This window comes from Paenibacillus timonensis, from assembly GCF_022427145.1.
Lineage (GTDB): Bacteria > Bacillota > Bacilli > Paenibacillales > Paenibacillaceae > Fontibacillus > Fontibacillus timonensis.
The window spans coordinates 1-24,233 of record NZ_JAKSXN010000072.1 but is presented as its reverse complement, the minus strand read 5'-3'; the positions used below and the strand labels follow the sequence as shown (position 1 = coordinate 24,233).

20 protein-coding genes are annotated in these 24,233 nt (G+C 55.5%); 6 read left to right on the top strand and 14 right to left on the bottom strand.

What is annotated here, in order from left to right; genetic code table 11:
- Positions 1–483 precede the first annotated feature (483 nt).
- The 4 genes from MJ257_RS21560 to MJ257_RS21545 all read right to left on the bottom strand — a co-directional run bounded on the left by MJ257_RS21560 (position 484) and on the right by MJ257_RS21545 (position 3,534).
- Positions 484–1,155 (bottom strand): hypothetical protein, encoded by a 672-nt coding sequence (locus MJ257_RS21560; RefSeq protein ID WP_240271180.1) that lies wholly within the window; start codon positions 1,153–1,155, stop codon positions 484–486.
- 97 nt (positions 1,156–1,252) lie between these two features.
- The gene (locus MJ257_RS21555) at positions 1,253–2,008 is read right to left on the bottom strand and encodes an exodeoxyribonuclease III (protein WP_240271179.1); all 756 of its coding nucleotides are present in this window, start codon (positions 2,006–2,008) and stop codon (positions 1,253–1,255) included.
- Between the two features lie 84 nt (positions 2,009–2,092).
- Positions 2,093–2,428 carry an antibiotic biosynthesis monooxygenase gene (locus MJ257_RS21550; RefSeq protein ID WP_240271178.1) on the bottom strand — a complete coding sequence of 112 codons (336 nt, stop codon included), beginning with the start codon at positions 2,426–2,428 and terminating at the stop codon, positions 2,093–2,095.
- A gap of 44 nt (positions 2,429–2,472) precedes the next feature.
- On the bottom strand, positions 2,473–3,534 hold the full coding sequence (locus MJ257_RS21545) for an ABC transporter ATP-binding protein (RefSeq protein ID WP_240271177.1): 1,062 nt from the start codon (positions 3,532–3,534) through the stop codon (positions 2,473–2,475).
- Between the two features lie 287 nt (positions 3,535–3,821).
- On the opposite strand from MJ257_RS21545, the gene MJ257_RS21540 reads away from it, so the two are divergent.
- Together MJ257_RS21540 and MJ257_RS21535 are read left to right on the top strand one after the other, a co-directional pair.
- Entirely contained in the window at positions 3,822–4,148 is a 327-nt protein-coding gene (locus MJ257_RS21540; protein ID WP_240271176.1) for an ArsR/SmtB family transcription factor, read from the top strand.
- A 107-nt stretch (positions 4,149–4,255) separates the two neighbouring features.
- Positions 4,256–6,031: a SulP family inorganic anion transporter gene (locus MJ257_RS21535; protein WP_240271175.1), complete on the top strand. Its 1,776-nt coding sequence runs from the start codon at positions 4,256–4,258 to the stop codon at positions 6,029–6,031.
- Positions 6,032–6,113: 82 nt separating this feature from the next.
- On the opposite strand, the gene MJ257_RS21530 is transcribed toward MJ257_RS21535, so the two are convergent.
- A complete protein-coding gene (locus tag MJ257_RS21530; RefSeq protein ID WP_240271174.1) occupies positions 6,114–6,755 on the bottom strand; it encodes a TetR/AcrR family transcriptional regulator in 642 nt (213 codons plus the stop codon).
- A 203-nt stretch (positions 6,756–6,958) separates the two neighbouring features.
- Here MJ257_RS21530 and MJ257_RS21525 point away from each other — a divergent pair, with 203 nt between their 5' ends.
- Positions 6,959–8,506 carry a DHA2 family efflux MFS transporter permease subunit gene (locus MJ257_RS21525; RefSeq protein WP_240271173.1) on the top strand — a complete coding sequence of 516 codons (1,548 nt, stop codon included), beginning with the start codon at positions 6,959–6,961 and terminating at the stop codon, positions 8,504–8,506.
- Here the strand turns inward: MJ257_RS21525 and MJ257_RS21520 are convergent.
- The gene (locus MJ257_RS21520; RefSeq protein ID WP_240271172.1) at positions 8,503–9,759 is read right to left on the bottom strand and encodes a purple acid phosphatase family protein; all 1,257 of its coding nucleotides are present in this window, start codon (positions 9,757–9,759) and stop codon (positions 8,503–8,505) included. The two genes, MJ257_RS21525 and MJ257_RS21520, sit on opposite strands and share 4 nt — an antisense overlap.
- 219 nt (positions 9,760–9,978) lie before the next feature.
- On the opposite strand from MJ257_RS21520, the gene MJ257_RS21515 reads away from it, so the two are divergent.
- From MJ257_RS21515 to MJ257_RS21505, 3 genes are read left to right on the top strand one after another with little or no spacing between them, the layout of a single operon-like run.
- Positions 9,979–10,692 (top strand): polyphosphate polymerase domain-containing protein, encoded by a 714-nt coding sequence (locus tag MJ257_RS21515; protein ID WP_240271182.1) that lies wholly within the window; start codon positions 9,979–9,981, stop codon positions 10,690–10,692.
- Between the two features lie 3 nt (positions 10,693–10,695).
- A complete protein-coding gene (locus tag MJ257_RS21510; RefSeq protein WP_240271171.1) occupies positions 10,696–11,400 on the top strand; it encodes a DUF4956 domain-containing protein in 705 nt (234 codons plus the stop codon).
- Between the two features lie 22 nt (positions 11,401–11,422).
- Complete coding sequence (locus MJ257_RS21505) at positions 11,423–13,405, top strand: CotH kinase family protein (protein WP_240271170.1); 1,983 nt, start codon at positions 11,423–11,425, stop codon at positions 13,403–13,405.
- A 470-nt stretch (positions 13,406–13,875) separates the two neighbouring features.
- Here MJ257_RS21505 and MJ257_RS21500 read toward each other — a convergent pair whose 3' ends face one another.
- The 8 genes from MJ257_RS21500 to MJ257_RS21465 form a co-directional block, all read right to left on the bottom strand.
- Positions 13,876–15,471: a response regulator gene (locus MJ257_RS21500; RefSeq protein WP_240271169.1), complete on the bottom strand. Its 1,596-nt coding sequence runs from the start codon at positions 15,469–15,471 to the stop codon at positions 13,876–13,878.
- Positions 15,465–16,838 (bottom strand): ABC transporter substrate-binding protein, encoded by a 1,374-nt coding sequence (locus MJ257_RS21495; protein WP_240271168.1) that lies wholly within the window; start codon positions 16,836–16,838, stop codon positions 15,465–15,467. The genes MJ257_RS21500 and MJ257_RS21495 overlap by 7 nt, the downstream gene beginning before the upstream one ends.
- A 26-nt stretch (positions 16,839–16,864) precedes the next feature.
- Positions 16,865–18,604: a cache domain-containing sensor histidine kinase gene (locus tag MJ257_RS21490; protein WP_240271167.1), complete on the bottom strand. Its 1,740-nt coding sequence runs from the start codon at positions 18,602–18,604 to the stop codon at positions 16,865–16,867.
- A 139-nt stretch (positions 18,605–18,743) separates the two neighbouring features.
- Positions 18,744–20,054, bottom strand: coding sequence for an ABC transporter substrate-binding protein (locus MJ257_RS21485; protein WP_240271166.1), 1,311 nt, complete (start codon positions 20,052–20,054; stop codon positions 18,744–18,746).
- A gap of 177 nt (positions 20,055–20,231) precedes the next feature.
- Complete coding sequence (locus MJ257_RS21480) at positions 20,232–21,404, bottom strand: GNAT family N-acetyltransferase (protein WP_240271165.1); 1,173 nt, start codon at positions 21,402–21,404, stop codon at positions 20,232–20,234.
- Positions 21,405–21,498: 94 nt separating this feature from the next.
- Entirely contained in the window at positions 21,499–23,130 is a 1,632-nt protein-coding gene (locus MJ257_RS21475; protein ID WP_240271164.1) for a formate--tetrahydrofolate ligase, read from the bottom strand.
- Positions 23,131–23,271: 141 nt separating this feature from the next.
- Entirely contained in the window at positions 23,272–23,736 is a 465-nt protein-coding gene (locus MJ257_RS21470) for a DinB family protein (protein WP_240271181.1), read from the bottom strand.
- A gap of 157 nt (positions 23,737–23,893) precedes the next feature.
- Positions 23,894–24,233 (bottom strand): hypothetical protein (locus MJ257_RS21465; RefSeq protein WP_240271163.1); only part of this gene is annotated, 340 nt, incomplete at its 5' end.

The following is a 24,233-nucleotide window of genomic DNA, read 5'->3' as shown; positions in this document are numbered from 1 at the left end:
GTAAATGCAACATTTCCTCGGATTCGCCGCTGTTGAGGCCAAAAATGTTGTACAAAATGCAACATTTCGGCGACGGAGGCTACCTCGTACGCACATATAGCTCATCGACTTCGCTCATTAACTACTACTCTCACCTAGCCCTTCCTGCCACACTCTTCGCTCCTCTCTCTGCGCTCCCTTAACCTCCTACTGCACTCTTCAACCTCATTTACTCTCTCTTAACCCTCGACTGCCACACTCTCCTCCCTCATATACTCCCACTTCCCCTCGACTGCCACACTCTTCGCCCTCATCCACTCTCACTTCCCCCGACTGCCGCACTCTTCGCCCTCATCCACTCTCACTTCCCCTCGCCTATCACACTTTTCGTCTCCACCTACTCCCTCTTGCCCTGCTTGCCATATCGCTCCCCCTACTTCCCCTCCCCTTCCTTTTCTCTCTCTTCCTCCGCCATAAGTTACACCACGCGCAGCTCTTCCCTCTCTAAGCCAATCCCTCCGCCGATCGGTCCGTGAGCTCATATCGGCAAATATACGATCCGGAGGTCACGGGACGAAGCCAACCTTTGTCTACCAAGCGGTTCAGCCGATTCCGCGCCGTGCGGAAGTTGACCGAGTCATGCTCCGCGATGTCCCGCGGACGAACTGAACCGCCAAGATGCCAGGCAAGGCGCAGCACCTCCCGCTCGGCCGCGGAAACGGAGCCACCCAAGCCGGGTTGATTCTTCAGCAGATAGGGGCCTACCGCCAAATTCAACAGCATCCGGCAAACCTCCGGACGGTACTGGATATCGTCGAAGGAGAAATGGAGCATTTTCCACCCCAGGCTGGTCAGGAACGTGTCGCGGTTCAGCGCATAGCTGAACTTTTCCCGGTCCATGTCCTTCACATGGCTCTGGAACCCGTCGCATTCGATGCCGAAGCGGCCGTACGGTGGCAAAAAGGCAAAATCGAGAAATTGCGATTTCCGATTCCAATCATAAATCTCATACTCCGGGTGCAAATGCTCCAACGTGCCGAACAACGGCCACCATACGTTTTGCAGCAGCAACTTCTCCGCATATTGATGCCCCCGCTGCAGCCTCCCCTTACGCTCTCCCGTTCTCCTTGCCAGATGCTTCTCCATAAATGCTTGATGCGCCTGATCAAAGTCCATACTGCCGAACCACCTCTCCCTGAGAAAAATAAAAAAACGCCCCTATAACCGCAGTTTGAGCGGAAATAAGGACGTTCTTCGTCTAGCTTGGATTATATCACCATTCCACCGTCAACGACACCGGACAATGGTCGCTGCCCAAGATGTGGCAGTCGATCCCCGCATCCTGCAGCCGCGGCTCCAGCCGCGAGGAGGCGAGGAAGTAGTCGATCCGCCAGCCGACGTTGCGCTCGCGAATCTTCGGCATGTACGACCACCAGCTGTACACCCCTTCGCGGTCCGGATAAAAATGCCGGAACGTATCGGTGAACCCCGACGCCAGCAGGTCGGTCATTTTGCCGCGTTCTTCCAAGGTGTAGCCGGAATTGCCTTCGTTCGACTTCGCGTTCTTGATGTCGATGGGCATGTGAGCGACGTTCAGGTCGCCGCAAACGATCACCGGCTTGATCTCGTCCAGCCTCGTAAGGTACGCGCGGAACCGGTCCTCCCACTCCATCCGGTAGTCCAGACGGGAGAGGTCGCGTTTCGCGTTTGGCGTATACACCGTAACGAGGTAGAACGCCTCGAATTCCAGCGTGATGATCCGGCCCTCCGGCTCGGAATCCTCTTCCATGCCGTAGCGCACGGACAGCGGCTTGATCCGCGTGAAGACGGCGGTGCCGGAGTAGCCTTTTTTCTCCGCATAGTTCCAATACTGCTCGTAATCGCCGCCTAGGTCCAGCTCAATCTGCCCTTCCTGCAGCTTCGTCTCCTGGAGGCAAAAAATATCGGCATCCGCCTCCTTGAAATAGTCCAAGAAACCTTTGCCTACGCAGGCCCGTAATCCGTTCACATTCCATGAAACCAGCTTCATTTCAGGTCTCCTTGCCTTGAAGTAATCACGAATCGCGGAAATCTAGCAATCTATCATCTAGCGATTCGACTTAAGTGTACCATGTTACGCGCCGTTCAAAAAAGCCTTCCCTTTCTTCACGACCTGCGCATCGTACAGGTTAACCGTCGTGCTCAGAATGAACGCTGGCGGCTGCTGCCCCCGGCTGTTCTTGTGGCCCTGGATGTGTGCGTCGCTCTTCTCCCATTTCTTCCACGCCTCCAGCGACTCCCAGCGGATGACCACAACGACCTCTTCCTGGTCCTGGCTTTTCCGGTTAACCATTACGCTGATGTCCACCAGCCCCTCCATCTGATCGATCGGGCTCTCCGCGCTAAATCGCGCGAGTACCTTGTCGCTGTTCCCTTTCTCAATGACCATCGTCCTTGTCATCACAAACATTCCGGTTCCTCCCCCTGGAAAAATAGTCCCTTGCCGCTCTTACGTTAAGCCTCCGCCAACACCGGGACCTCGTAAACCCCCGGCAACCGGCGGCGCTTCCCGCTCACGACGGCCGGCGGCAAAACAGCCGGCGCCTGCGGATGCAGCAGCCACGACTTCACCGCATGCGTATCCGAGACCTGGTACAGCGGCGGCGCCTGCTCGAAGTCGATCTTCATCGCATACGAGCTCCGCAGCGCGAAGGCGTCTCCCTTCGGCGGGCGGATCAAATCCGGCGGCGTGCCGGGGATCGCCGACAGCTTTCCGCCACCTTGCCCATCCAGGCTTGGCATCGAGGCCAGCAGTCCCCAGGTGTACGGATGCCGCGGATCATAGAAGATCTCCTCTGCCGTACCGGTCTCGACGATTTGTCCGGCATACATCACCGCCACCCGGTCGGCCATTTTGGCCACGACGCCAAGGTCGTGCGTGATAAAGATGATCGCCGTGCCGATCTTCCGTTGCAGCTCCTTCATCAAATCCAGGATCTGCGCCTGGATCGTTACGTCCAACGCCGTCGTCGGCTCGTCCGCAATCAACAGCTTCGGATTCGCGGCCAGCGCGATGGCGATGACGACCCGTTGCCGCATCCCGCCGCTAAACTCGTGCGGGTACTGGTGGAACCGCCGCTCAGGGTACGGAATCCCGACCAGTCCCAGCAGCTCCACGGCCCGCCGGTAAGCGGCGTCCTTGGACATCTGCTCATGGGTAAGAAGCACCTCGGTAATCTGCTTGCCTACTTTCATCGTCGGGTTCAGCGAAGTCATCGGGTCTTGAAAAATCATCCCGATCTCCTTGCCGCGAATCCGTTGCATTTGCTTCTCGGTTTTGCCAGTCAGCTCTTGCCCGTCAAACCAAATCTCCCCGCGTTTATAGACGCCCTGCGGCCGGGGAACCAGCTGCATGACGGCCTGGGAGGTGACGCTTTTGCCCGAACCGGATTCCCCGACGATCGCCAGCGTCTCGCCCTTGTCGACGTGAAAGCTGACGCCGCGGATGGCCTGCACCTCGCCCTCGCGGGTTTGAAACGAGATGGCCAGGTCTTTTACTTCTAATAGATGCTCCATCGTGTCTCGACTCCTCTTCTCTATGCGTTCCATCTAGGGACGGCTTTTATATCGAATTCGGCGCCTCCGTTCTAAGAAAAGAGGTTCGCCAGCTCACACTAGTGATAATGATTATCATTATTAAGTATAGCATGTCTCTTTGCCAAACCTCAATTGGAAAAAGTCCACCCGCCATGGTGCTCCGTTCCGTGACATTTTTCCCTATACACCTCACCCAGTGCATGCTATGATGTTAAATATGCAAAGATTCAGAGATATGAAATTTCAGATTTTAAGGAGTTTAGTCGATGGACGCGAACCTGCAACAGTTTAAAGCGGAATTTTTCAAAGCTCTCGCCCATCCGATGCGAATCCGTATTTTGGAGGTGCTGAGCGAAGGCGAGCGGAACGTCAACGAGCTGCAAGCGATCCTCGGATCGGAAGGGTCGGCCGTCTCCCAGCAATTAGCCGTTCTTCGCGCCAAAAATCTCGTCAACACGGTCAAGGAAGGCACAACGGTCGTTTATTCGCTGCGAGATCCGCTGCTGAAGGATTTGCTCGCGGTAGCCCGGCAAATTTTCGATAATCATTTGGTCGAATCGATTTCCTTGCTGCGAGGGATCCGCAAACAATAATGAGGAACCCCAAGTTTCCCCGCCGGGCTGCGGGGGATCTTTTTTGTTTACCGGGATGGATCATGCTGCATGAGCTGCAGATTTCTATGAAAAGAAGGGTTTAACGGATGAAGTGGACAGGAAGGTTCAGTAATTATAGCGCGGCATCTTTGCGTAAAGATTTGATCTCGGGATGTATCGTCGGCATCGTCGCCATCCCGCTGGGGATGGCTTTCGCGATCGCATCCGGCGTCAAGCCGGAGTATGGGTTATATACGACGATCGTAGCCGGGATCCTGATTTCGCTGCTGGGAGGCTCGCGATTCCAGATCGGCGGTCCGACGGGGGCGTTTATCCCGATCCTGCTGGCCATCGTACTGCAATACGGATATGAAAACCTGCTGATCGCCGGCTTCCTGGCCGGGATCTTTCTAGTGCTGATGGGGTTGCTCCGGCTCGGAACGCTGATCAAATTCATCCCGCGGCCGGTCACGATCGGATTTACCGCCGGTATCGCGGTGACGATTTTCAGCGGACAGATCGGCAACTTTCTCGGCTTGACCGGCATGAAACGGCATGAATACTTCCACGAAAACATGAAGGAGATCGCCTTGCAGTTTCACACCTTGAACTTCTATAGCCTTCTGACGGCAGCCATCTGCCTGGCGGCGCTGCTGCTAACGCCGAAGTTCCTGCCGAAAATTCCCGGCTCGCTGGTCGGCATTCTCGTCTCCACGTTAGCCGCAGCCTGGCTGTTTCCGGGCAAGGTCACGACGATCGGCTCCGCTTACGGGGCCATCCCCGGCGGCCTTCCCAGCCTCCACCCGCTGACGTTGTCCTTGGACAGCGTCGTGCCGATGCTGCAGCCGGCGCTGATCATCGCCTTGCTCGGCAGCATCGAATCGCTGCTCTCGGCGGTGGTGGCGGACGGCATGACCGGCACCCGCCACAACAGCAACCGCGAGCTGATCGGGCAAGGCCTCGCCAACATGGCCGCTCCGCTGTTCGGCGGCATCCCGGCGACCGGCGCGATCGCCCGCACCGCGACGAACATCAAGAACGGGGCGGTCTCCCCGATGTCCGGCATCATCCATGGCATCGTCGTACTGTTGATCGTGGCGCTGTTCGCGCCTTACGCCTCCAACATTCCGCTCGCCAGCATGGCCCCGATCCTGATGGTCGTCGCCTGGAACATGAGCGAGCGCAAAGCGTTCGCCCATATGCTGAAAACGCGGACCGGCGATACGCTTGTCCTGCTCGTCACCTTCCTGCTGACGGTGTTCACCACGCTCACGACCGCCGTCGAAGTAGGTTTGGTGCTTGCAGTGGTCCTATTCGTCAAACGGATGGGCGAGCTGTTGACCGTCGACAAGGTGCTGCCCGACCCGGCTTCCGGCAGGGAGAAGGTTCGGCCGCATATGGTGACCGAGGATCACGATTGTCCGCAGGTCTCGATCTTTACCGTCGACGGACCGCTGTTCTTCGGAGCTTCGCAGGCGTTTGACCGGTTCGTCTCGCAAATCGATGGCGGCCTGCTGCGGGTCGTATTAATCCGGATGGGCAAGGTGCCCTTCATGGATACGACCGGCGAAGCCAATTTCGCCGCCTTGATCAAACGGCTGCAAAAAGCCGGCATTACCGTCCTCGTCTCCGGCCTTCGCGCGCAGCCGCACAAGCTCATGAGCAAAACCGGCTGCTACGAGACGATCGGCGAAACGAACTTCTTCGATAACACCGGCGAAGCGCTGACCCATGCGCTGGGTATCATCAACGCCGACAAGTGCCGGGGTTGCCGGCATTTCGCTTTCCGCGAATGCACCGGGCTGTGCGGCACGGAGCCGGAACGCAAGCCGTTGCCGGAACTGGCCGGCTCGCGGGTCCGGGACGGGCAGGTTCCGGTGTAGGCGCAGCTTTCCTAAACCCCATATAAAGCAAAGCCCTTTGGAGCACAGGATGAAGGATCATCCGTGCCCAAAGGGCTTTGTGTTATTGTGAAGCCAGCGCATCGACAAGCGTCAGAACGCCCCGCCGAATTTCTGCTTTCGTGCTCCCATGGACTTTTTGCTGGTACAAATATAAATCGGGGCTTAAGATCGCGGTTAAGGCGCTGCCCATAAACGGCGGCTCCACCTCGCGGATCTCCCCGGCCTGGACAGCTTGCCGGAACAGGCCCGTCAAAATACCGTTCAGCCTTTCAAAAATCGGATGCTCGAATTGGGTGAGCTGCTTTTTGCCCGTGAATTCGGACTTGATCCGCAGCAGCAGCTCGGCGTGTTCTTCGGTGAAATCGACGACCTGGGCAATCGCGCTTCGCAGGTTCTCCAGATGCGAACTTTTCTCTCCGGCCTGCACGCCCTCATCGTCAGTTCCCCGCTCCACCTGCCGGATCTGTGCATTCGCCAAGGCTTCCAAATCGCTAAGCAGTTTCTCCGTGTTGTCCCTCAGCAGGTCCGACCCGATTTCGCCGATGTCCGCATATCTCCGGTACAAGGAGCCTTGTCCGACCCCCGCCGTGCGGGCGATCATGTACATGCTGACGCCGTCAAGGCCATGTTCGTGAAACAACTGCCGAGCCGCTTTCAGGATGCGTTCCCGGTAAAGGTCGGTCTCCCGCCTGTCTTGATTCATCGCTTTCCTTCCTTTCTGCCTACGCCATTCCAAAAACGCATTTGACTTATCGGACAATTGTCCGTAAACTAGGTATCGTGATTCGAACGGACAATTGTCCGCGCTGCTAATCCCATTATACAGAGATACCGGCCTAGGGACAATCCGATACCGATCCGTCACGGAATGGAGGCCTCCCGACCGCCGCTTAGGAGGAGAAAATCATGGAGCAGACGCTTCCATACCACGCGAATTTTAAGCTATCGAGCATTCTCGTGCCGCTGCTCGCCATCATCGCCGGGGTCTTCATGGTCGTGCTGGACAATACGGCGATGAACGTGGCCTTGTCGACGCTTGCCACCGACTTTGGCACCGATCTTAAGACCCTGCAATGGGTCGTCACCGGTTACATGCTGGCACAGGCTTCCGTCATCCCGCTATCGGGATGGTTATCCGACCGATTCGGAGCAAAAACCATTTTTCTCGGCGCCGTCGTGTTGTTTACCGTCGGTTCCCTGCTGTGCGCGACGCCGAACCGGGCGGAATGGCTGATCGCCTTCCGGGTCATTCAAGGCTTGGGCGGCGGCTGCGTGCTCCCGGTTGCGATGGCTTATGTATATAAATTAAGCCCGGCCAGCAAAGTGGGCGGCGTCATGGGCATCATGGGCATTCCCGTGCTGTTCGCCCCGGCCATCGGCCCCGTCCTGTCGGGCTGGCTGGTAGAGTATCATACATGGCGTTTAATTTTCCTGATTAACATTCCGGTCGGGATCCTTTGCCTGGCTATCGGAATATTCAAGCTGCCGAAAGTCGAACGAAATCCCGTCGCCGGCATCGACAAATGGGGCATGATCCTCGGACCGCTGGCGTTTGCTTCCCTGTCCTATGGCGTCAGCCAAGGCGCGGAAAGCTGGAGCGCCAATAAAACGATTATCGGCCTTGCCATTGGCGGCGTTGCCTTGATTGCCTTTGTGATCGCCGAGCTGAGAACACGCACCCCGTTGCTTGAGCTGCGCATCTTCCGCTCCGTCGATTTCAGCGCCGGCATTTTCGTCCAGTGGGTAGGACAGTTTGGTTTATACGGGGCGCTGTTCCTGCTGCCCCAGTTCTTGCAGCAAGCCCGCGGATTCGGCGCGTTCGACACCGGTCTTACCCTGCTGCCGCAAGCCATTGCCTCCGGGCTAATCATGCCGATCGCCGGGATCCTGTTCGACCGGATCGGCGTTCGTTGGCTGGTCGTACTGGGACTCAGCTTGGTTTCTGGAGCCTTGTTCCAATACTCGCACGTGGATCTGACGACCGAAAGCCATCAGCTGATCCTGCCGCTGATCATGTGCGGAGCCGGAATGGGCATGATGACGATGCCGATGAACAATCATCTTCTCAACAAAGCGCCGAAACCGCTGATCAACCGCGTGACATCGCTGACGAACTCCATGCAGCAGGTCATCAACTCCCTGGCCATTTCCACGCTGGTGACCATCTTGACCTCCAGAGCCACGTTCCGCGGGGATGAAATGAAAGCCGCCGCCGCGCAAGCGGCCCAAACCGCTGGCGACTTGACCCAAGCGGCGGCCGGATCGGCCGAAGCAATGCGCCAGGCGGCGGCGACCGCGTTGGCGAAAGGGTTCGACGACACCTTTTTCATTATGATGTTCGTGGCGATGGGCGGCGCTGTGCTGGGATTATTGCTCCGTCGCAACCAGCCGGCCAAGGAAGAGCCGCAAGAGACGACCCGGCCGATCACCGGCTCGGAAAGCATCAGCCATTAACGAGTTAGCGTAAACTCGTCCAGCTTCCCGCCGTCCACGGTATACGCCGCGTAAGTCAGCATCCGCTCGCTTACGGTGATTCCGGCAAACGTCTGCTGGTTCGGTTGGGAATGCACGGCGTGGTAGAACTTGTCTTTTTTCAAAACATTAAATTTGGGACCGGACGTGTTGGTGACGACATAGACGGTCCCTTTGCCGTCTGGGGCGATTTGCCCGTCCCGCAGGGGATAGGACCGGGTATACTCGTGGTTGTGGCCCTGAAGCACCAGATCTATGCCATATTCGTCAAACGCCTGGATCCAATCCTCAATCTTGTCGTACTGATTCCCGCCGTAAGCCGGGCGATGCATCGCCACGATCGTCCAAGGCTGGGGGTTCCTGCGCAAATCCTCCTTGAGCCAAGCCGTCTGCCGCTTGAGGTTGGATTCCGTATTCAGCACGATGAAATGGGCGAATCCATAATCGAAGGTATACGTTGTCCCAGGCGTTGCTCCTTCCGCCCCGTTCTCCGGCAACCGAAAATGCGACGCGAATGACGAAGCGTCCCCTGAAACCTCATCATGATTGCCCGCCACCGGCATCAGCGGCACTCGGGTCAGCCATGTCGAAGCTTGCCCGAACAACCATTTCCAGCCCTCCACCTCTTCCGGATTCTCCGTCAAATCCCCGTTATGCACGATAAAACGGGCGTCCGGAAACGTTTGAAACGCCTTGTCCAGTGTCCGCGCCCACAGTTTGAAATCAGCCTTTCTCTCTCCTTGGGAATCCGATACGTTGATGAACGTAACGGCCTGCGGCTCCGCCGGTTCCGTCACGAAGTTGGCCGGTTCGCTCCAGCCGCCCTCCCGCCCGTTGCCCACGCGATAGACGTACGCCGTTCCGGGGCGAAGCCCGGTGGCCAACGCCTTATGCACGCTATACCGCCCGCCATTGCCGCTTCCGTGGGCCATCTCGATCCCGGTGGTCTCCGCCTTGATGGTAAGTACCTCAGAATCGTTCCAGGAGGAGATGGGACCTGTCCCTTCCAACAGCTGAAGAATCCCCGCATCCCCTGCCTTGCCTTCCGTCTGCCAGGTAAACGCCATCGACGTCCGCGCATCCCCGCCGATCGTCAGAACGATCGACTCCGGTTTGGATACAGCGGAGATGGATTCGTTGGAAGGCATTATTTGGGGCCAACCTAGGATAACGCCCCCGAGCAGCAATGCAAAAATCAGTACCCCAAGCCAAATCATCGCTCTCCGACCTTTCATGCAAAAAATCTCCTTATGAATTTCCCTTAAAATACGGCCCGAGGTCGTCCTCTGTCAATCTCCGGACTTACACATTTTAACATTTGTCAACGCAGCGTTAAAACTTTCAGTTGTTTTTCAGTTTGTATTAAGTGGACAATCAGGGAGCCTTGATAGGATAGATGGCGTCATTCAAACGGTTCTCGAGAAAAGAGGTGCAATTTGAATTTGAATTTGAACTTGAACCAGAACCTGAAGTACCGCCACGAGTTGAAATTTATGATCAACCGCCACCAGTACTACGTCCTCCGCCAGCGGCTGGGAGGATTAGCTCGGCATGACGAGCATGCGGGCCAGAGCGGTGAATACCATATTCGCAGCCTTTACTTCGACGACATCAACAACTCCGCGCTGTATGACAAATTGGGGGGCATCCATGACCGCCGCAAGTACCGGATCCGGATTTACAACCAGCGGGACGACCTGATTCATTTCGAGAAAAAAATCAAAACCGGCGATTATATCGCCAAGGTGAAAGAGCGGTTAAACCGGGAGACGGTGGACGCCATCTTGGCCGGACGCACCGAAGTGCTGAACGTGCCGGATAAGCCGCTGCTGCTTGAGCTGTACCGCGGAATGAAGCAGCTGCTGCTCGCTCCGCGGGTGATCGTCGACTATGTGCGCGAACCGTTTGTGTGCCCGAACGGCAATGTGCGAATCACGTTCGACAAGGACCTGCGGACCGGGCTTCACGCCATCAACCTGTTCGATCGTGAGTTACGGCCTGTCTCAGCCATCGACGACCAGTTGATCATTCTGGAGGTCAAATACGACGGGTACATTCCCGAAGTTCTTCGGGCCGCCCTGCAATTGGAGGGCCTCAGGCAGCAATCGGCGTCCAAATACGTCATTTGCCGCAAATATTTGAAGACCAACGCATGGGAGGATTATTGATTCATGAATGCAGCAATCACCGCAACCACAACGACCAATTTTAGCGATATCGTCAAAAATTCCATTCTGGACTACTTCGCTTCGGACATCAGCGTTAGCAAAACCATGATCACGTTAGGCGTTTCGTTTCTCATCGGGCTTTTCATTTACATTTTATATAAGCGGGTGTTCAGCGGGGTGCTGTACTCGAAAAGCTTCAACGTCTCGCTCATCGGCATGACGATGGTCACCGCGATGGTTATCATCGCCGTCAACTCCAACCTGGTGCTGTCGCTCGGGATGGTCGGCGCCCTGTCGATCGTTCGTTTCCGTACGCCGATCAAAGACCCCACCGATCTGATTTTCCTGTTCTGGGCGGCAGCGGCCGGGATCGTCGCAGGAGCGGGGTTTTATGCGCTGGCCGCCATCGGTTCCGCGGTGATCGGCCTGATCTTGTTCCTGTTCATCAAGAGCAGTTCGTTGGAAACGCCCTACCTGCTGGTCGTCAACTGTGAGAGCGAGGAAAGCGAGCAGTTGGTTCATACGCACATCGTGCAGATGGTTAAACGCTACAACGTGAAGCAAAAAACCGTCACCTCCGGCAACATCGAAATGACGCTGGAAGTCCGCTTGCGCGATCAGGAAGGCAAATTCGTCAACCAAATTACCGAGCTCGGCGGTGTCAAAAATGCCGTTTTGATCAGTTATAACGGCGACTACGTGACTTAGCGGAACCCGGAGGTGAAGGAGAATGATGCGTAAAGGAACCCGGTTGTTGCTTTGGATTTGCGTTGGGCTGTTGTTTTTGGGCTTGATCGCCTGTGAAGCGATGAATTCCGGGGTAGCCGGTACAAACGGTCAGATGGGAACCGCCGAAGAGCGAGCGGTCTCTGCGGAAGAGAAAAAGCTGGATGAAGAGGTGTTTCCCAAAGACCAGGTGGTCGACGTGAAAATCACGATCGACCAGGCGGATTTCCAGGACATGCTGGACAATGCCAGCGCCGAGGAATTCAAGACGGCATCGGTTGATTACAACGGGCGGCATTTCGATAACGTCGGGATCCGCACCAAAGGTAATTTGAGTCTCCGCAGCGTCGTGCAGATGACCGATTCCGACCGGTATAGCTTTAAGCTGTCTTTTGACGAATATGTGAATCAAACGTTGGACGGCATTCAGAAGATCAATTTAAATAACAACTACAGCGACGCCACCTACATGCGTGAGTTTCTGACCTACGAACTGGCCGAGAAGATGGGGTTGCCTACGCCAAAATATTCGTACGTGAATGTGTACGTCAATGACGAACTGTGGGGGTTCTACCTGGCGGTGGAGCAGATTGGCGACGCCTATCTGGAGCGGCATTTCGGCAATGCCTACGGAGCCTTGTACAAAGGGGAAATGACCGGCAGCGGCAGCGATTTGACCTGGCTGGGCGACGATCCGTCGGCTTATACCGGATTGGCGCAGAAATCGGAAACGACGAACGGCGATATTTTGATCGGGATGCTGGATGAACTGAACAACGGCAACGATTTTGAAAAATACATCAACGTCCCGGACGCGCTGGGCTACATTACGCTGAACGTGCTGACGAACAATATGGACAGTTACCTTGGCAGCAACAAGCAAAATTATTACCTGTACGAGGACGACGGGGTCTTCTCCATCCTGCCGTGGGATTACAACATGGCCTTTGGCGGAATGGGCGGCGACATGGGAATGGGCCGCGGCGGCGGATTGGGCCGGGGAGATGCGAACTTCGGCGCCGGAGCGGGCGGCGCTGATGCGGCGGCGGATGCAAGCGATACGGCTCCAAGTGAAGCGGCCGGTGGCAAGCCGCAAGCTGAGGCTGGGGCAGGCGCTCCGAACGGCGCAACTCTGCGCGATGCGACTCAGGGCGATGCAGCCGATGGCCAGCCTAACCTGCTGATTGACGAGCCGACGCAAGGCGCGCTGTCCGAACGGCCGCTGGTGGCGAAACTGCTGGCGGTCGAGGACTACAAGGAGCAGTACCACGAAAGGCTGCAGCAGGCGATCGACGGCTACCTGGCGAACGACAACTTCACAGCTCGCGTGACGGCGTTATCGGAGCTGATCTCGCCTTACGTGAAGGCCGATCCGACGGCCTTTTACACCTATGATGAATACGAGCAGGCTGTACCTGAGCTGATCACCACCAACGCTAGTCAGGTGGAGAGCATCCGGCAACAGCTCGACGGCACGATCGCCTCGTCCGGCGACGGCTCGGGCAGCGGCGGCGGCTTTGGCGGCTTTGGCGGTTGGCGGAACGCCCGCGCTGCGGCGCCAGGCGGCGGCCAAGGCGACGCCGCCGAGCAGAGCGTGCCGCAGGCCAGGGCCGGCGGCAGCGCTAGCGATGCCGCGCAAGGCGGCGGCGCAGCAAGCGGCACGGGCCAGGCCGCACCGCCGCCCGCGGGCGGCGAGGCCGGCGGGCCCCCGGCCCTTCCGGAGGGCTTTCAGCCCCCGGAAGGGTTCCCGGGCGACGCCGGTGCGCCGGGCGATGCCGGTGCGCCGGGCGATGCCGCGGGCGGTGGCCGCACCCAAGGCGGCGGCTTCCCCGGCGGCGCCCCGATGGAAGGCGGCCGCGGCGGGTTCGGAGCCGCCGCTCCGGCCGCAGGCACCAGCGGCGGCGAGGTGCTATTCACCGGCGGCTCCCTGCTGGTGCTGCTGAGCGCCGCCGGATTCGTGGCCTTCTTCCGCCGCAAACGGCTCTAAAGCTGAAATGTATTCGATTTTTCGAACACATTTCGGAGCAGACGGCCAAAAATCCGAATTATATTCGGTTTTTCATACAGATTCTAGTCTAAAGTCTCCCTGATGCGTAAATGTGTATGAAATTTCGAATACATTCCGTTGATATCGCGATTTACGTAAAAATCTATTTGATTTTTGGCATACATTGCTTGCCCGATCCTGATCAGAAACCAGCATCAAGAAAATTAGCGGCAAGAATGCATCTATTTTTCTTGAATCAGCAGCTACTAACAAAATTAACGCCAATAGTGCAGTTATTTCCGCCGAAAAGGCCCAATCTGCACCAAAACGCAGAAAATAACTGCAGCTCCGCAACTAATCAGCTGTTTTGTCCAGAATACTTGCAAATAACTGCAGCAACGCAGTTATTCATTGGCACCCAAAAAACCTGCATCCAATGCAGGTTTTTTGGTTTGCCCATCCATCCCCACCTACGCCCCCAGCTCCCGGAACTCCGTTGGCGTCATGCCGGTCACCTTTTTGAACACCTGGGTGAAGTAGCGCGGGTCCTGGTAACCGACCATCGGGGCCACCTGGAATACTTTGACGTGGCTGTTTTTCAGGATATACTTGGCCTTCTCGATACGGCATTCCGTCAAATATTCGAGAAACGTGTAGCCGGTCACCTGCTTGAACAGCAGGCAAAAGTGGCTGATGCTCAAGTCGGCCCGCTCCGCGACCTCCTCCATGCTGAGATCCTTATGGTAGTTGCTGAGAATGTACTCCTGCGTTTTGGCGATCACCGTTTGCACATTGTCCTTAAACTGACTATCCTGGCTTTCGCTGATCCACCGTCCGAAATTCGCTTTGAGCAGCCCGATCATTTCATGCAGCGTCCCGAGCGATTGCAGCTCCTGCAGCAAGCCCTCCAGCGACCACTCCGACAGGAGGTTCATCTGCTCGTATTGCCGGAACATGACCACGGTCAGCTCCACGATGATCCGCTCGGCGGCTTCCTTCGAGAAGGCCTGCTCCTCAAGATATTGCTTCGTTTCATCCAGGGCGGACAGCAGCCGCTCCCGGTTCAACGTCCGGATGCTATCCAGGAGCACCGCTTCGAGATGCTTCGGATATTTGGCCTCCCGGTCGGTTCCGCTTTCCCGGCTCGGGTGATCGATGAACACGCCCGCCCGATCGCTGTAGAACCGCTGATACAGAGCTCGAGTGGCGCTTTGATACGCCTCGCTCAAACGCTCCAGCCCCGCCGCCGTTTGGCTGAACCCGATCGAGCAGGACAGCTTGGTATTGAGCTGAAGCTGCCGGATCACATCGCTCCCCAGCTCCTCCTTTTGATTCGTGAGCGTGCTTGGAAACAGCAATACCCACTCTCCGCCATGAAAAGGAAACATCGTCAGCGCCCCGTGCGCCATCGACCATTCCCCCAAAATGTTACGGACCGCAAACAACCACAGCCGCCGCTCCTCCGGCGACCACTGTTCATTCAGCTTGACGAAATGATCCAATTGGATCACCGCCATGAAATAATCCTGCATCAACTCGCTGTTCTCCAACCAGCGCATATGCTGTAAATGGCTTTGGCTTTGGTTGCCTTCGATAAATTCGGCAAACATGCGCTCCCTCGCCAGCATGGACAGCACCTGCACCGAATGCAGCAGCTTGTCGTTCTCCATCTGTTTCTCCAAGGTTTTCTTGGCCCGCCGGATCATCTCGATCAGCTCGTCATGGTCGATCGGTTTCAGCAGATAATCGAATGCGCCTTCCCGCAGCGCCTCGCGTGCATATTCAAACTCCCCATAGCCGCTGACAAAAATAAACAGCCGGTTCGCGTTTTCCGCCAGCACTTCCTTCATCAACGTAATCCCGTCCATCCCCGGCATGCGAATGTCGCTAATGATCATATGCGGCGACAGCTCATGGACGAGCTGCAGCGCCGCTTCGCCGCCCCGCGCCTCTCCGACGATCTCCAGATCCAGCTCCTCCCAGGGCACGGCTACTCTCAAGCTGCGCAAAATCACCGGTTCATCATCCACCAAAATAACCCGATATTTCTCTCCTTTGGCTACCATCCTGCACCTCCAGCCGTCTCACCCGGCAGCGAGCTTCTGCGCAACTGCCAGTATTGCTCCGACGTTTGTTGAATCTGTTCCAGCGCCTCCTCGGGCGTTGCCCGCTTGCCGATCATTTCCTCCAACACCTTGAGGAAAGTTTTGTTTACCTCGGGAGGAAGCACGTTATCGTAAGGGACGAAGCTTTGGCTGCTTCTCTCCATCATGTCCACGACTTGGGCAAAGACCGGTCCCGTTTTTTCCGAATCGTACGTAATTTTCATCGAAGGAATACGCAAAGCCTCATAAACGATGCGCCGCTGCACTTCATCGGTATAAAAAGCCTTCAACAGCTCCTGTGCCGCTTCCCATTTGGACTCCTCCAGATTGGAGGATAAACCGATCCCGATCGTGTAGCCTCCGGCGATCGATTGGCTGCCTCCTTCCGTTAGTGCGGGAAAAGGGATCACTCCGACCTGATTTTGAAACCCGGCCGGTGCCTTTTCGTTGTGGAACAGGTTAATATCCCAGCTCCCGTTCAGGTACATCGCGGCCTCGCCGCGGGTGAACCGTTCGATGGCTTCTTCCGTCGACAGGTCGTTGGCCGGCTCGTAGAAGGCGTTCTCATCGATCCAGGTTTTCAGTTGCTTAAACGCTTTCCAGTAATAAGGGTTTTGAAAGCTTAACGACTCGTCGCCTTGGACCAGCTCGTCGATCAGCCCGGGACCGGCATAGCGGTCCATCAAATAATGGGCGAAGATGGCCGCCGGCCAGCGTTCCTCATTCCCCAGCGCAAACGGCGTGATCTGATGCTCGGTCAAGACGCGCACGGCCTTGTTTAAATCGTCCAGCGTTTGCGGCGGTTCCAAGCCCAGTTGACGGAAAATGTCCTTGTTGTAAAACAGCGGCTCCGCGTTCCCTTCAATCGGCAAGCCGTAAATATGATTGTCGAAGGTCCAGAGATGCAGGTCCTGAAACTCCTGTTGAAGTCCGTTCTTCTGCACGAAATCGGTCAAGTCCATCAACCGGTTGGAGCGGACGTAAGGCTCGATTTCTGCCCCCCCGAACAACACGAACATATCGGGCGGCGTTCCGGTTACCATTTCGCTTTTCAGCTTTTGCTCGCGGTGGACGGTCTGGTCCATTCCCTCGAAATTCACCTTTACGTTAGGATGGGTCTCCTGAAATTCGGCAACGACGTCCTCGACAATATCCAGCATCTGCCGATCATGCTCCTTGATCCAGAAGTGGCGGAAGGTCAAGGTCACTTTTTCGGACTGCTTCTCCTCGATCGGCTCGTGCCCGTCAGCAGCGATGATCAATACGGAAATGGCCAGCACGACGGCGTAAACCGCGATCCAACCCCAGTTCAAAAACCATTTTTTCATCTCATCCGCCCCCTTTTTGGCCCGCATTATCGTCTCACTCCCGTCGATTCGTGGAGGAGCTTCGGAATGCGGATGCGGATGGTGGATCCGTGCCCGGGAGAGGAGCATATCAGGATGCCGTAGCGGCTGCCAAACCGGATACGCAGCCGTTCATGCACATTTTTGAGCCCGACGCCGGTGCCCCGGTAATTTTTATTGCCCCCGTCTTTACTCCACAAATTCATTAGCGTGTCCGAGCTGAAGCCCGGCCCATTGTCCGTGACGTCGATCATAATGTCCCGATCGTCTTCCTTCGCCGTAATCGAGATCAGCCCTTTCTCCTGCATCGGTTCGATCGCATGGTACAGCGCATTTTCCACGATCGGCTGCACGATCAGCTTCTGGGTCAAAAAATATTTTAACGACTCGGGTATCTCGATGTGGTAGTCGAACTGGTCCTCGAAACGAAACTTCTGAATGTCCAGATAATGCCGCACATGCTCCATTTCCATCGAAAGCGTGATCAATTGCTGGTTTTCGCTAATACTGATCCGCAGCAGTTTGCCAAGCGAGACCACCATTTTGCTAATCTCTTTGTTCCCCTGCAAGACGGCCAGCGAATTGATCGACTCCAGCGAATTGTAAATAAAATGCGGATTGATTTGGGCGACCAGCGCTTGAAGCTCGAATTCCTTCTTTCGCGCCTGCTCGGTCTGCACCTGCTCAATCAGCTCAGAAATTTGCGTACTCATCCGGTTGAAGCCATCGACCAGCAAATCCGTTTCGTCTTCGCTGCGCACTGCGGACGTAATCGGCACGAATATCCCCTGCTGCACCCGCTTCATCCCATTAACCGCACCGATAATGCTGCGCACCAGCCGGCGGACGAAGAAACGGTCGAACAGGAAGGCCGAAATGAGCGAAACCAGCACCAGCACGATCGCGATGTTGCGGATGGACAGCGATTCCGAAGCGATTAGCTTGCTGGGCGTAATCGCCACCAGATACCAATCTTTGTTATGCGAAGGCAAGTAAGTAATCAACGATTTTTCGCCCTGATATTTGGCCGTATAATACCCTTTCCCTTCCGGCTCCTCCTGGGTCAGAAAAGGAAATTCCGTACGTTCCCCGATATGCGAACCGGACTTGTCGAACACGATATTTCCCAGCTTGTTGACGAGCAGAATATCGCCCTGCTTTAAGGTCGCGGCATCCCAAAATACCTGGTCCAGGATGTCGGGCTTCACATAGATGACTAAAGCGCCGATATCCTCGAGCGAGTAGTAGTCCTTAATCAGGCGAGCTTGGATCAGAACCGGCTTCCCCGTGGCCGCGGAGCCGTTCTCCCCCGGGCCCACCCAAACCGGACGGCCTTCGGCCGCCTCCATGGCCCCATACCAGCTTTGCTGCTTCAATTCGTTGATGGACATCGCCTCATTGAATTGGTACTGAAGCTTGTCCTTCGAATACAGCCCGAACGACGTGATCATCGGGTGGTTAATCAGATTATTGATGTCTTGTTTCTGCTCATAGGTCACCGTAAAATTCGCCTGCTTCACCAGCTTCTGGATTAACGGCTGTGCGATCGCCGAATTGGATACGGTCGTCACTTCGTTCAGCGCAAACTTCAGCTTACGGTCGGTTTCGAGCAAGGAGACCCAGTAGAAATTGTTCGATTTGTTCTCCATGGCCCGCGAAAAGCTGAAATACGAGATGGAACCCATCAGGATGACGGGAATAAAGACGAGAAGAATAATAGCCAGCAAGATTTTTCGACGAAGCTTCATTTCGTTCCTCCTATGCATCTCCTACTTTTATTATTCTTCATGCCACGCCAGATTCCCTTGCTTCCTTGGCAATGCGAAATTCGCAAGAGGGCAAGCCCCTTGCGAATTCAGGTTCATCGTATCGTTATATGGCTTAGGCTCAAGCCGCATTTCTGGCCGATTTCATAGCGTCATCCCATTCCGCTTGCGGATTCGCCTTGTTCTCAAGTACATCCCGGAGCGCGTTCTTGATCAGCGTATCCACTTGCTCAAATCGCGGCCCATAGTAAACCGGTTTTACGCGTTGTGCCGATCTGGCGTATGCTTCCGAAATCACCTGGCCTCCAAAGAAATCGTCTTTCTCGGCTTGAAATCCCGGTTCGTTATACACCGCCGGGATCGATGGCAACACTCCGCTCGCTTTATACGATTTCAACTGATTGTCTTTGTTTGTCAGCCAGGTGATGAAATCGTAGGCTTCCTTCGGATGTTTACCTTCTTTCGGCAGTGCCAGGAAGGAACCTCCCCAACTGCCGGAGCCCTCAGGAATCTGGGCGATCCGCCATTTTCCTGCCGTACCCTCGGCACTGCGAATCGTTTCTTCCATCCAGGTCGGGCCGAGGATGATGCCGACATCACCCTCGCGGATCGCTTTTTCCCATTCCGGGGACCCCAATGCCCAACTGCCGATCCACCCTTCCTGAATGCCTTTTGTCGTAAAGTCATACGCCCTTTTCACCTGCGGATTGGCATCGCCGATAAAGGTGCCGTCGACTTTGTTGAAATAAATCCGGTCCGTTGATTGATCGCGAAGGCCGTTGAACACCAAGTCCGTCGAATCAGCAAACGGAATTCCGGTTACTTCCGTGAACTGCTTCGCCACCGCGGCAAATTTGTCCCATTTGTTGATCGCGGCGCTAAATTCCTCGGGATCGGTTGGAAGTCCGGCCCGTTCCAATAAATCCGTTCGGTAGTAGATGACGGTCGGATTGATCCCGGCCGGCAGGCCCATTTGGAAGGAACCGTCCGCTGATGTAGCCTGTTTCCAAGCCCAATACAAGTAATTCACTTCGATGCCCTTCGCACCCAAATCATATAGGTTATAAAACTGGTCCTGCGCGTCTGCGAAACGCTCCATAAAATCCTGATCCAGCATGAAGATGTCCGGTGCGCCCGATCCGGCGGACAAGGCGGACTCCATGCGGTCCTGATGCACGAATTTATCGGTCATGATGCTGATGTTAATCTTAATATTGGGATGCTCCGCCATATACTCTTGGGCCAAGTTCACGTAGTGAGTATTCCCCAGCGCCCAGAAAGTCAGCACGACGGGGGAACCTTGACTGCCTTCGGTCATGCCCGAAACGTTACTCTCCTCGTTATTCGCCGCATTGATTACGCCATAGGCGCCCAGCAAAGAAATCATCATGGCGGCAACCGGCAGAACAGCCAACCATTTTCCTCTCTTCATTGCGGTTGAATCCTTTCCTGCATCCGAATTTATACCTTTAGTCTAGCGAAAACGGAGGTGGTTTTTGAGGAGGCAATTTTGCGATTTCAGGTTGGAATTTTTCTGATCGGAGGCATAAAAAAGCCGATCCTCCACTGAACTCAGCGAAGGATCGGTCAATCGCTCCAAGAATGGGAATTAAAAGAAATCAAGCAACGCCGTTTGGCTGATAGGTATCAACCGTTCTAACGTTTCGGCATCCTCTTCCAGGCCGCTTAATTTGCCGTAGGCAAACATCTCCCGCGGTCGTTTATAGCCCAGCAGCATCGCCGTCAACGTTTGAATGTCGCAGGCGAGCCCGGGTTTTACCGGATCTGCCGGCGATAAGTTCCCTTTTCCTTCCGGGGACACCTCCAGCTGCCAATCCCTCCCGTTCCAGGGGGCAAACCCGTCTTCAACTCGCAGGCCAAGTCGAATCGGGCCGGCGGAAGCCCGTGAGGTAAACGAATAGTCCGCGACGAACGCGGCCGCATTAACGATCCGAGCCATGAAATATGGCACGGTTTCCTGCTTGCAGCGCGGATCGCGCAGCAGGTATGGTTGCAGGTCATCCGCCGGTACGCGGTCGAATACCGCTTGGGTCACCATGGAATCGTGGTTGGCCAAATACGCCCATAGACCTTGGCGGGCCGTTTCATTCAGGAATACGAATTCGCCAATGACAAGCTCCCCGTTCTTTACCTGGTAGAGCAGGTACCCTTCCGGCTGTCCCGATTCGGTATAGTAAACGGCAGTGTGGTTCCGGTCGCCCAATACCGAACGCTTCCACCACTCCTCGTCCCGGACGAGCATTCCGTTATAGCGCCGGGCAAATGCGTGATAGATTCCGTTCAACAGCTCAATGTCTTTCACATCCCGCTTCACGGAGCCGGACGCGTACGACTTGGACGGAAAACTATCGATTGGAATCGTATATTTCTTGTAATCCGTGTACACTTCCCAGCCAAATTTCCGGTAAAAAGGAATCGAAAAAGGATGTAGACAGGACAGGTGTTGCCCTTGCTCGTTCATGCGGCGGAGTGCAGCGGTCAACAGCTCCCTAACAAGCCCGCTTCGCCGATGCTCCGGCCAGGTGGCCACGCCGGCGATACCTCCCATGGGGACGGGGCGCCCCTGTACGTACAGATGCAAGGGCAGCAGCATGAGCTTGGCAAGCAGCTCGCCGCCCTCAAACGCCCCCCAGGAACGTTCGGGAATAAAGGATTTCCGCTGCTCTTCTCTTTCCTCCGGCTTCACCTTATATTGAAAAGCATATTCGGACAAGCTCAAGCTAGATTCAAACTCATCCGCCCGCAATGGTCTGATCTCCACAAACCCACCTCTTTTCATCGAATGGCGATCCTCTTGTGCCCCATGTTTATGTAGAGTTTGCCAGAAGATATCGGAAGTGTCAATTGCCCTAAGGTTACAATAAACCCGCGACTTCCCCGCGTTCGTCTAGACGGATCCGCTCCGCGGCCGGAACCTTCGGCAGCCCCGGCATCGTAACGATACTGCCGGTATGGACGACGACAAAGCCGGCGCCTGCCGATAACGTAACATCCTTGACTTGCACGGTAAAACCCTCGGGAGCTCCTAACAAATTCGCCTGGTCGGAGAACGAATACGGCGTCTTCGCCATGCAAACCGGCAGACGCCCGAAGCCTTGCCGTTCAAGCTCCTCGATTCGAGCTGCGGCTTTGGCGCTCAGCTTGATGCCGTCCCCGCGGTAAACCTCTCTTACCACCGTCTCGATTTTGGCCTTGATGTCCAACTCGTCGGAGTATAGCGGCGTATAACGGGCCGTCTCCTGTTTTAGGATGCCAAGCAGGGTTGTCGCTAATTCCCTTCCACCCTCGCTGCCTTTGGCCCATACGTCGGATAGTTCCGCTTTTATCCCCAAACGGCCGCACTCCTCCTTTACGAGCGTGATTTCTTCTTCCGTATCGCTGGCAAAATGGTTCAGCGCGACCATCACCGGCACGCCGAATTTCCGGAGGTTCTCCAAGTGCCGTTTCATGTTGGACAACCCGGCCCGCAGCGCTTCCGGATTCGGTTGGTCCAACTCCGTTTTGGCTGCTCCGCCGTTATATTTCAACGCCTTTACCGTAACGACCAGTACGACAGCATCCGGCTTCAGGCCGGCCTGCCGGCATTTGATGTCGAAAAACTTCTCTGCGCCTAGATCGGCCCCGAACCCGGCTTCGGTCACAACGATCTCGGCCAGCTTAAGCGCGGTCTTCGTGCCGATGACGCTGCTGCACCCATGGGCGATATTGGCAAACGGCCCGCCGTGCACGATCGCCGGGGTTCCCTCCGCCGTCTGCACCAGGTTGGGCTTGATTGCCTCTTTCAGGAGTACGGTCATCGCGTCCACGGCACCGATCTGCTCGGCAGTGACCGCTTCGCCGCCCATATTTCGGGCTACGACCATGCGGCCCAGACGCTCCTTAAGGTCGCGTGCATCCTCGCTGAGGCACAGCACCGCCATCACTTCCGAGGCGGTCGTGATCATAAACCCGGATTCGTGCACGCTCCCGTTTCCTTCGCCAAGACCGACGACGATCTGCCGCAGACTTCGGTCGTTCATGTCCATCGCCCGTTTCCACAAGATGCGGTTCGTGTCGATCTGCAGCACATTCCCTTGGAAAATATGATTATCGATCATCGCGGCGAGCAGGTTATGCGCCGACGTAATCGCATGCAGATCCCCGGTGAAATGCAGGTTGATGTCCTCCGAAGGGAGCAGCTGAGCTTTATTGCTGCCCGTTGCGCCGCCCTTCATGCCAAAGCACGGGCCGAGCGACGGCTCCCTCAGCGCCGCAATGGTCGGCGCCCCGATTGCGTTCAGCGATTGCGCCAAACCAATCGTGGTTAGCGTTTTTCCTTCGCCGGCCGGCGTTGGATTCATCGCCGTCACCAGCACCAATTTCCCGTCAGGCCGATCACCTAGCTCATCCCGTAAACCAGGATCCAATTTGCTTTTGTACCGTCCGTACAGCTCTACAAATTCCTCGGCAATGCCAAATGCTGCAGCCACTTCCAATATCGGCTTCATTCCGCTCAGCTACCTCCATCTATCTCATTTCTTGTAAAACCTCATGCAAATCCTATTGAAAATTTCATTTCTTATTGTACATGAAATAGATGGGAATATGCGTGACGGAATTCGTACGCCGGTGGAAGACGCGGCCATCATTTAGGCGTGAAGCTGCCGCTTGATGGCCTGAATGGCCCCCAGATGCAGGCCTTCATGAAATATCGTTCTGACCAGCACTTGTTCGATGGTATGCATGCCCATGTCGGTCGACGGAAATTCCTGTTCCAAACGATACCGATTCCGTTCCAGGATGTCGTCAGGCTGCCGCCGCAGCAAGCCGAGCAATTCCGGCAGCTTGGGCGTTTCGACGGTAAAGCGGGAAGGATTCGTTCCGAACCCAAACCAGTCGTTAAAAGCTGCCGGCAGCGGAAGCTCTTCCTTGGTTAGCGCTTGAATCCACAAGTATTGATCCAGCAGTACATGCCCAAGGTTCCAGCGGATGTTGTTGTTAAACCCTTCGGGAATAAGGTCCGCCTCCTCTTCCGTAACTTCTTCTACTTCCGTCAGTAACTCATTCCGGTAAGTTTTCAGCTGTTCGAACAAGACTTCGTGCCGACGCTTCATCTCATTTCTTTCATTAAAAGTTTCGCTCATGAAGGACCTCCTATGGAATATTCCCTACCAACTCTCTCTTATTCGGCCAGCTTGACCTGGATTTCTTGCACAATCAACCCACTTACTTGATAGATATGGTAAATATATCAAATGCCACTGGAAATCACTAGCATAACACGTAAAGTAGGTTGTCGTGATCTTCTAACCTATCGGAGAGAGGAATGATGATTCGTGATAAAACAACAAAAGAGATTTGCATTTTTGGCGGTATTGGCCCTGTTGATTGCCTTATTTCCTGCAAAAATACATTTTTTTGAGCGCATGCCTGCCGATTTATCAAAATACCTGCAAAAGTGCAGGCTTTTGAGGCGCAAACACCTGAATTGCCCTCGATTCGAAAAAATACCTGCACTTTTGCAGGTTTTCGCTCAAAACGAGCCAATTTCTCGAAAATACCTGCACTTTTGCAGGTTTTCCTTAGGTTGCATACAAAAAGAGCACTACCT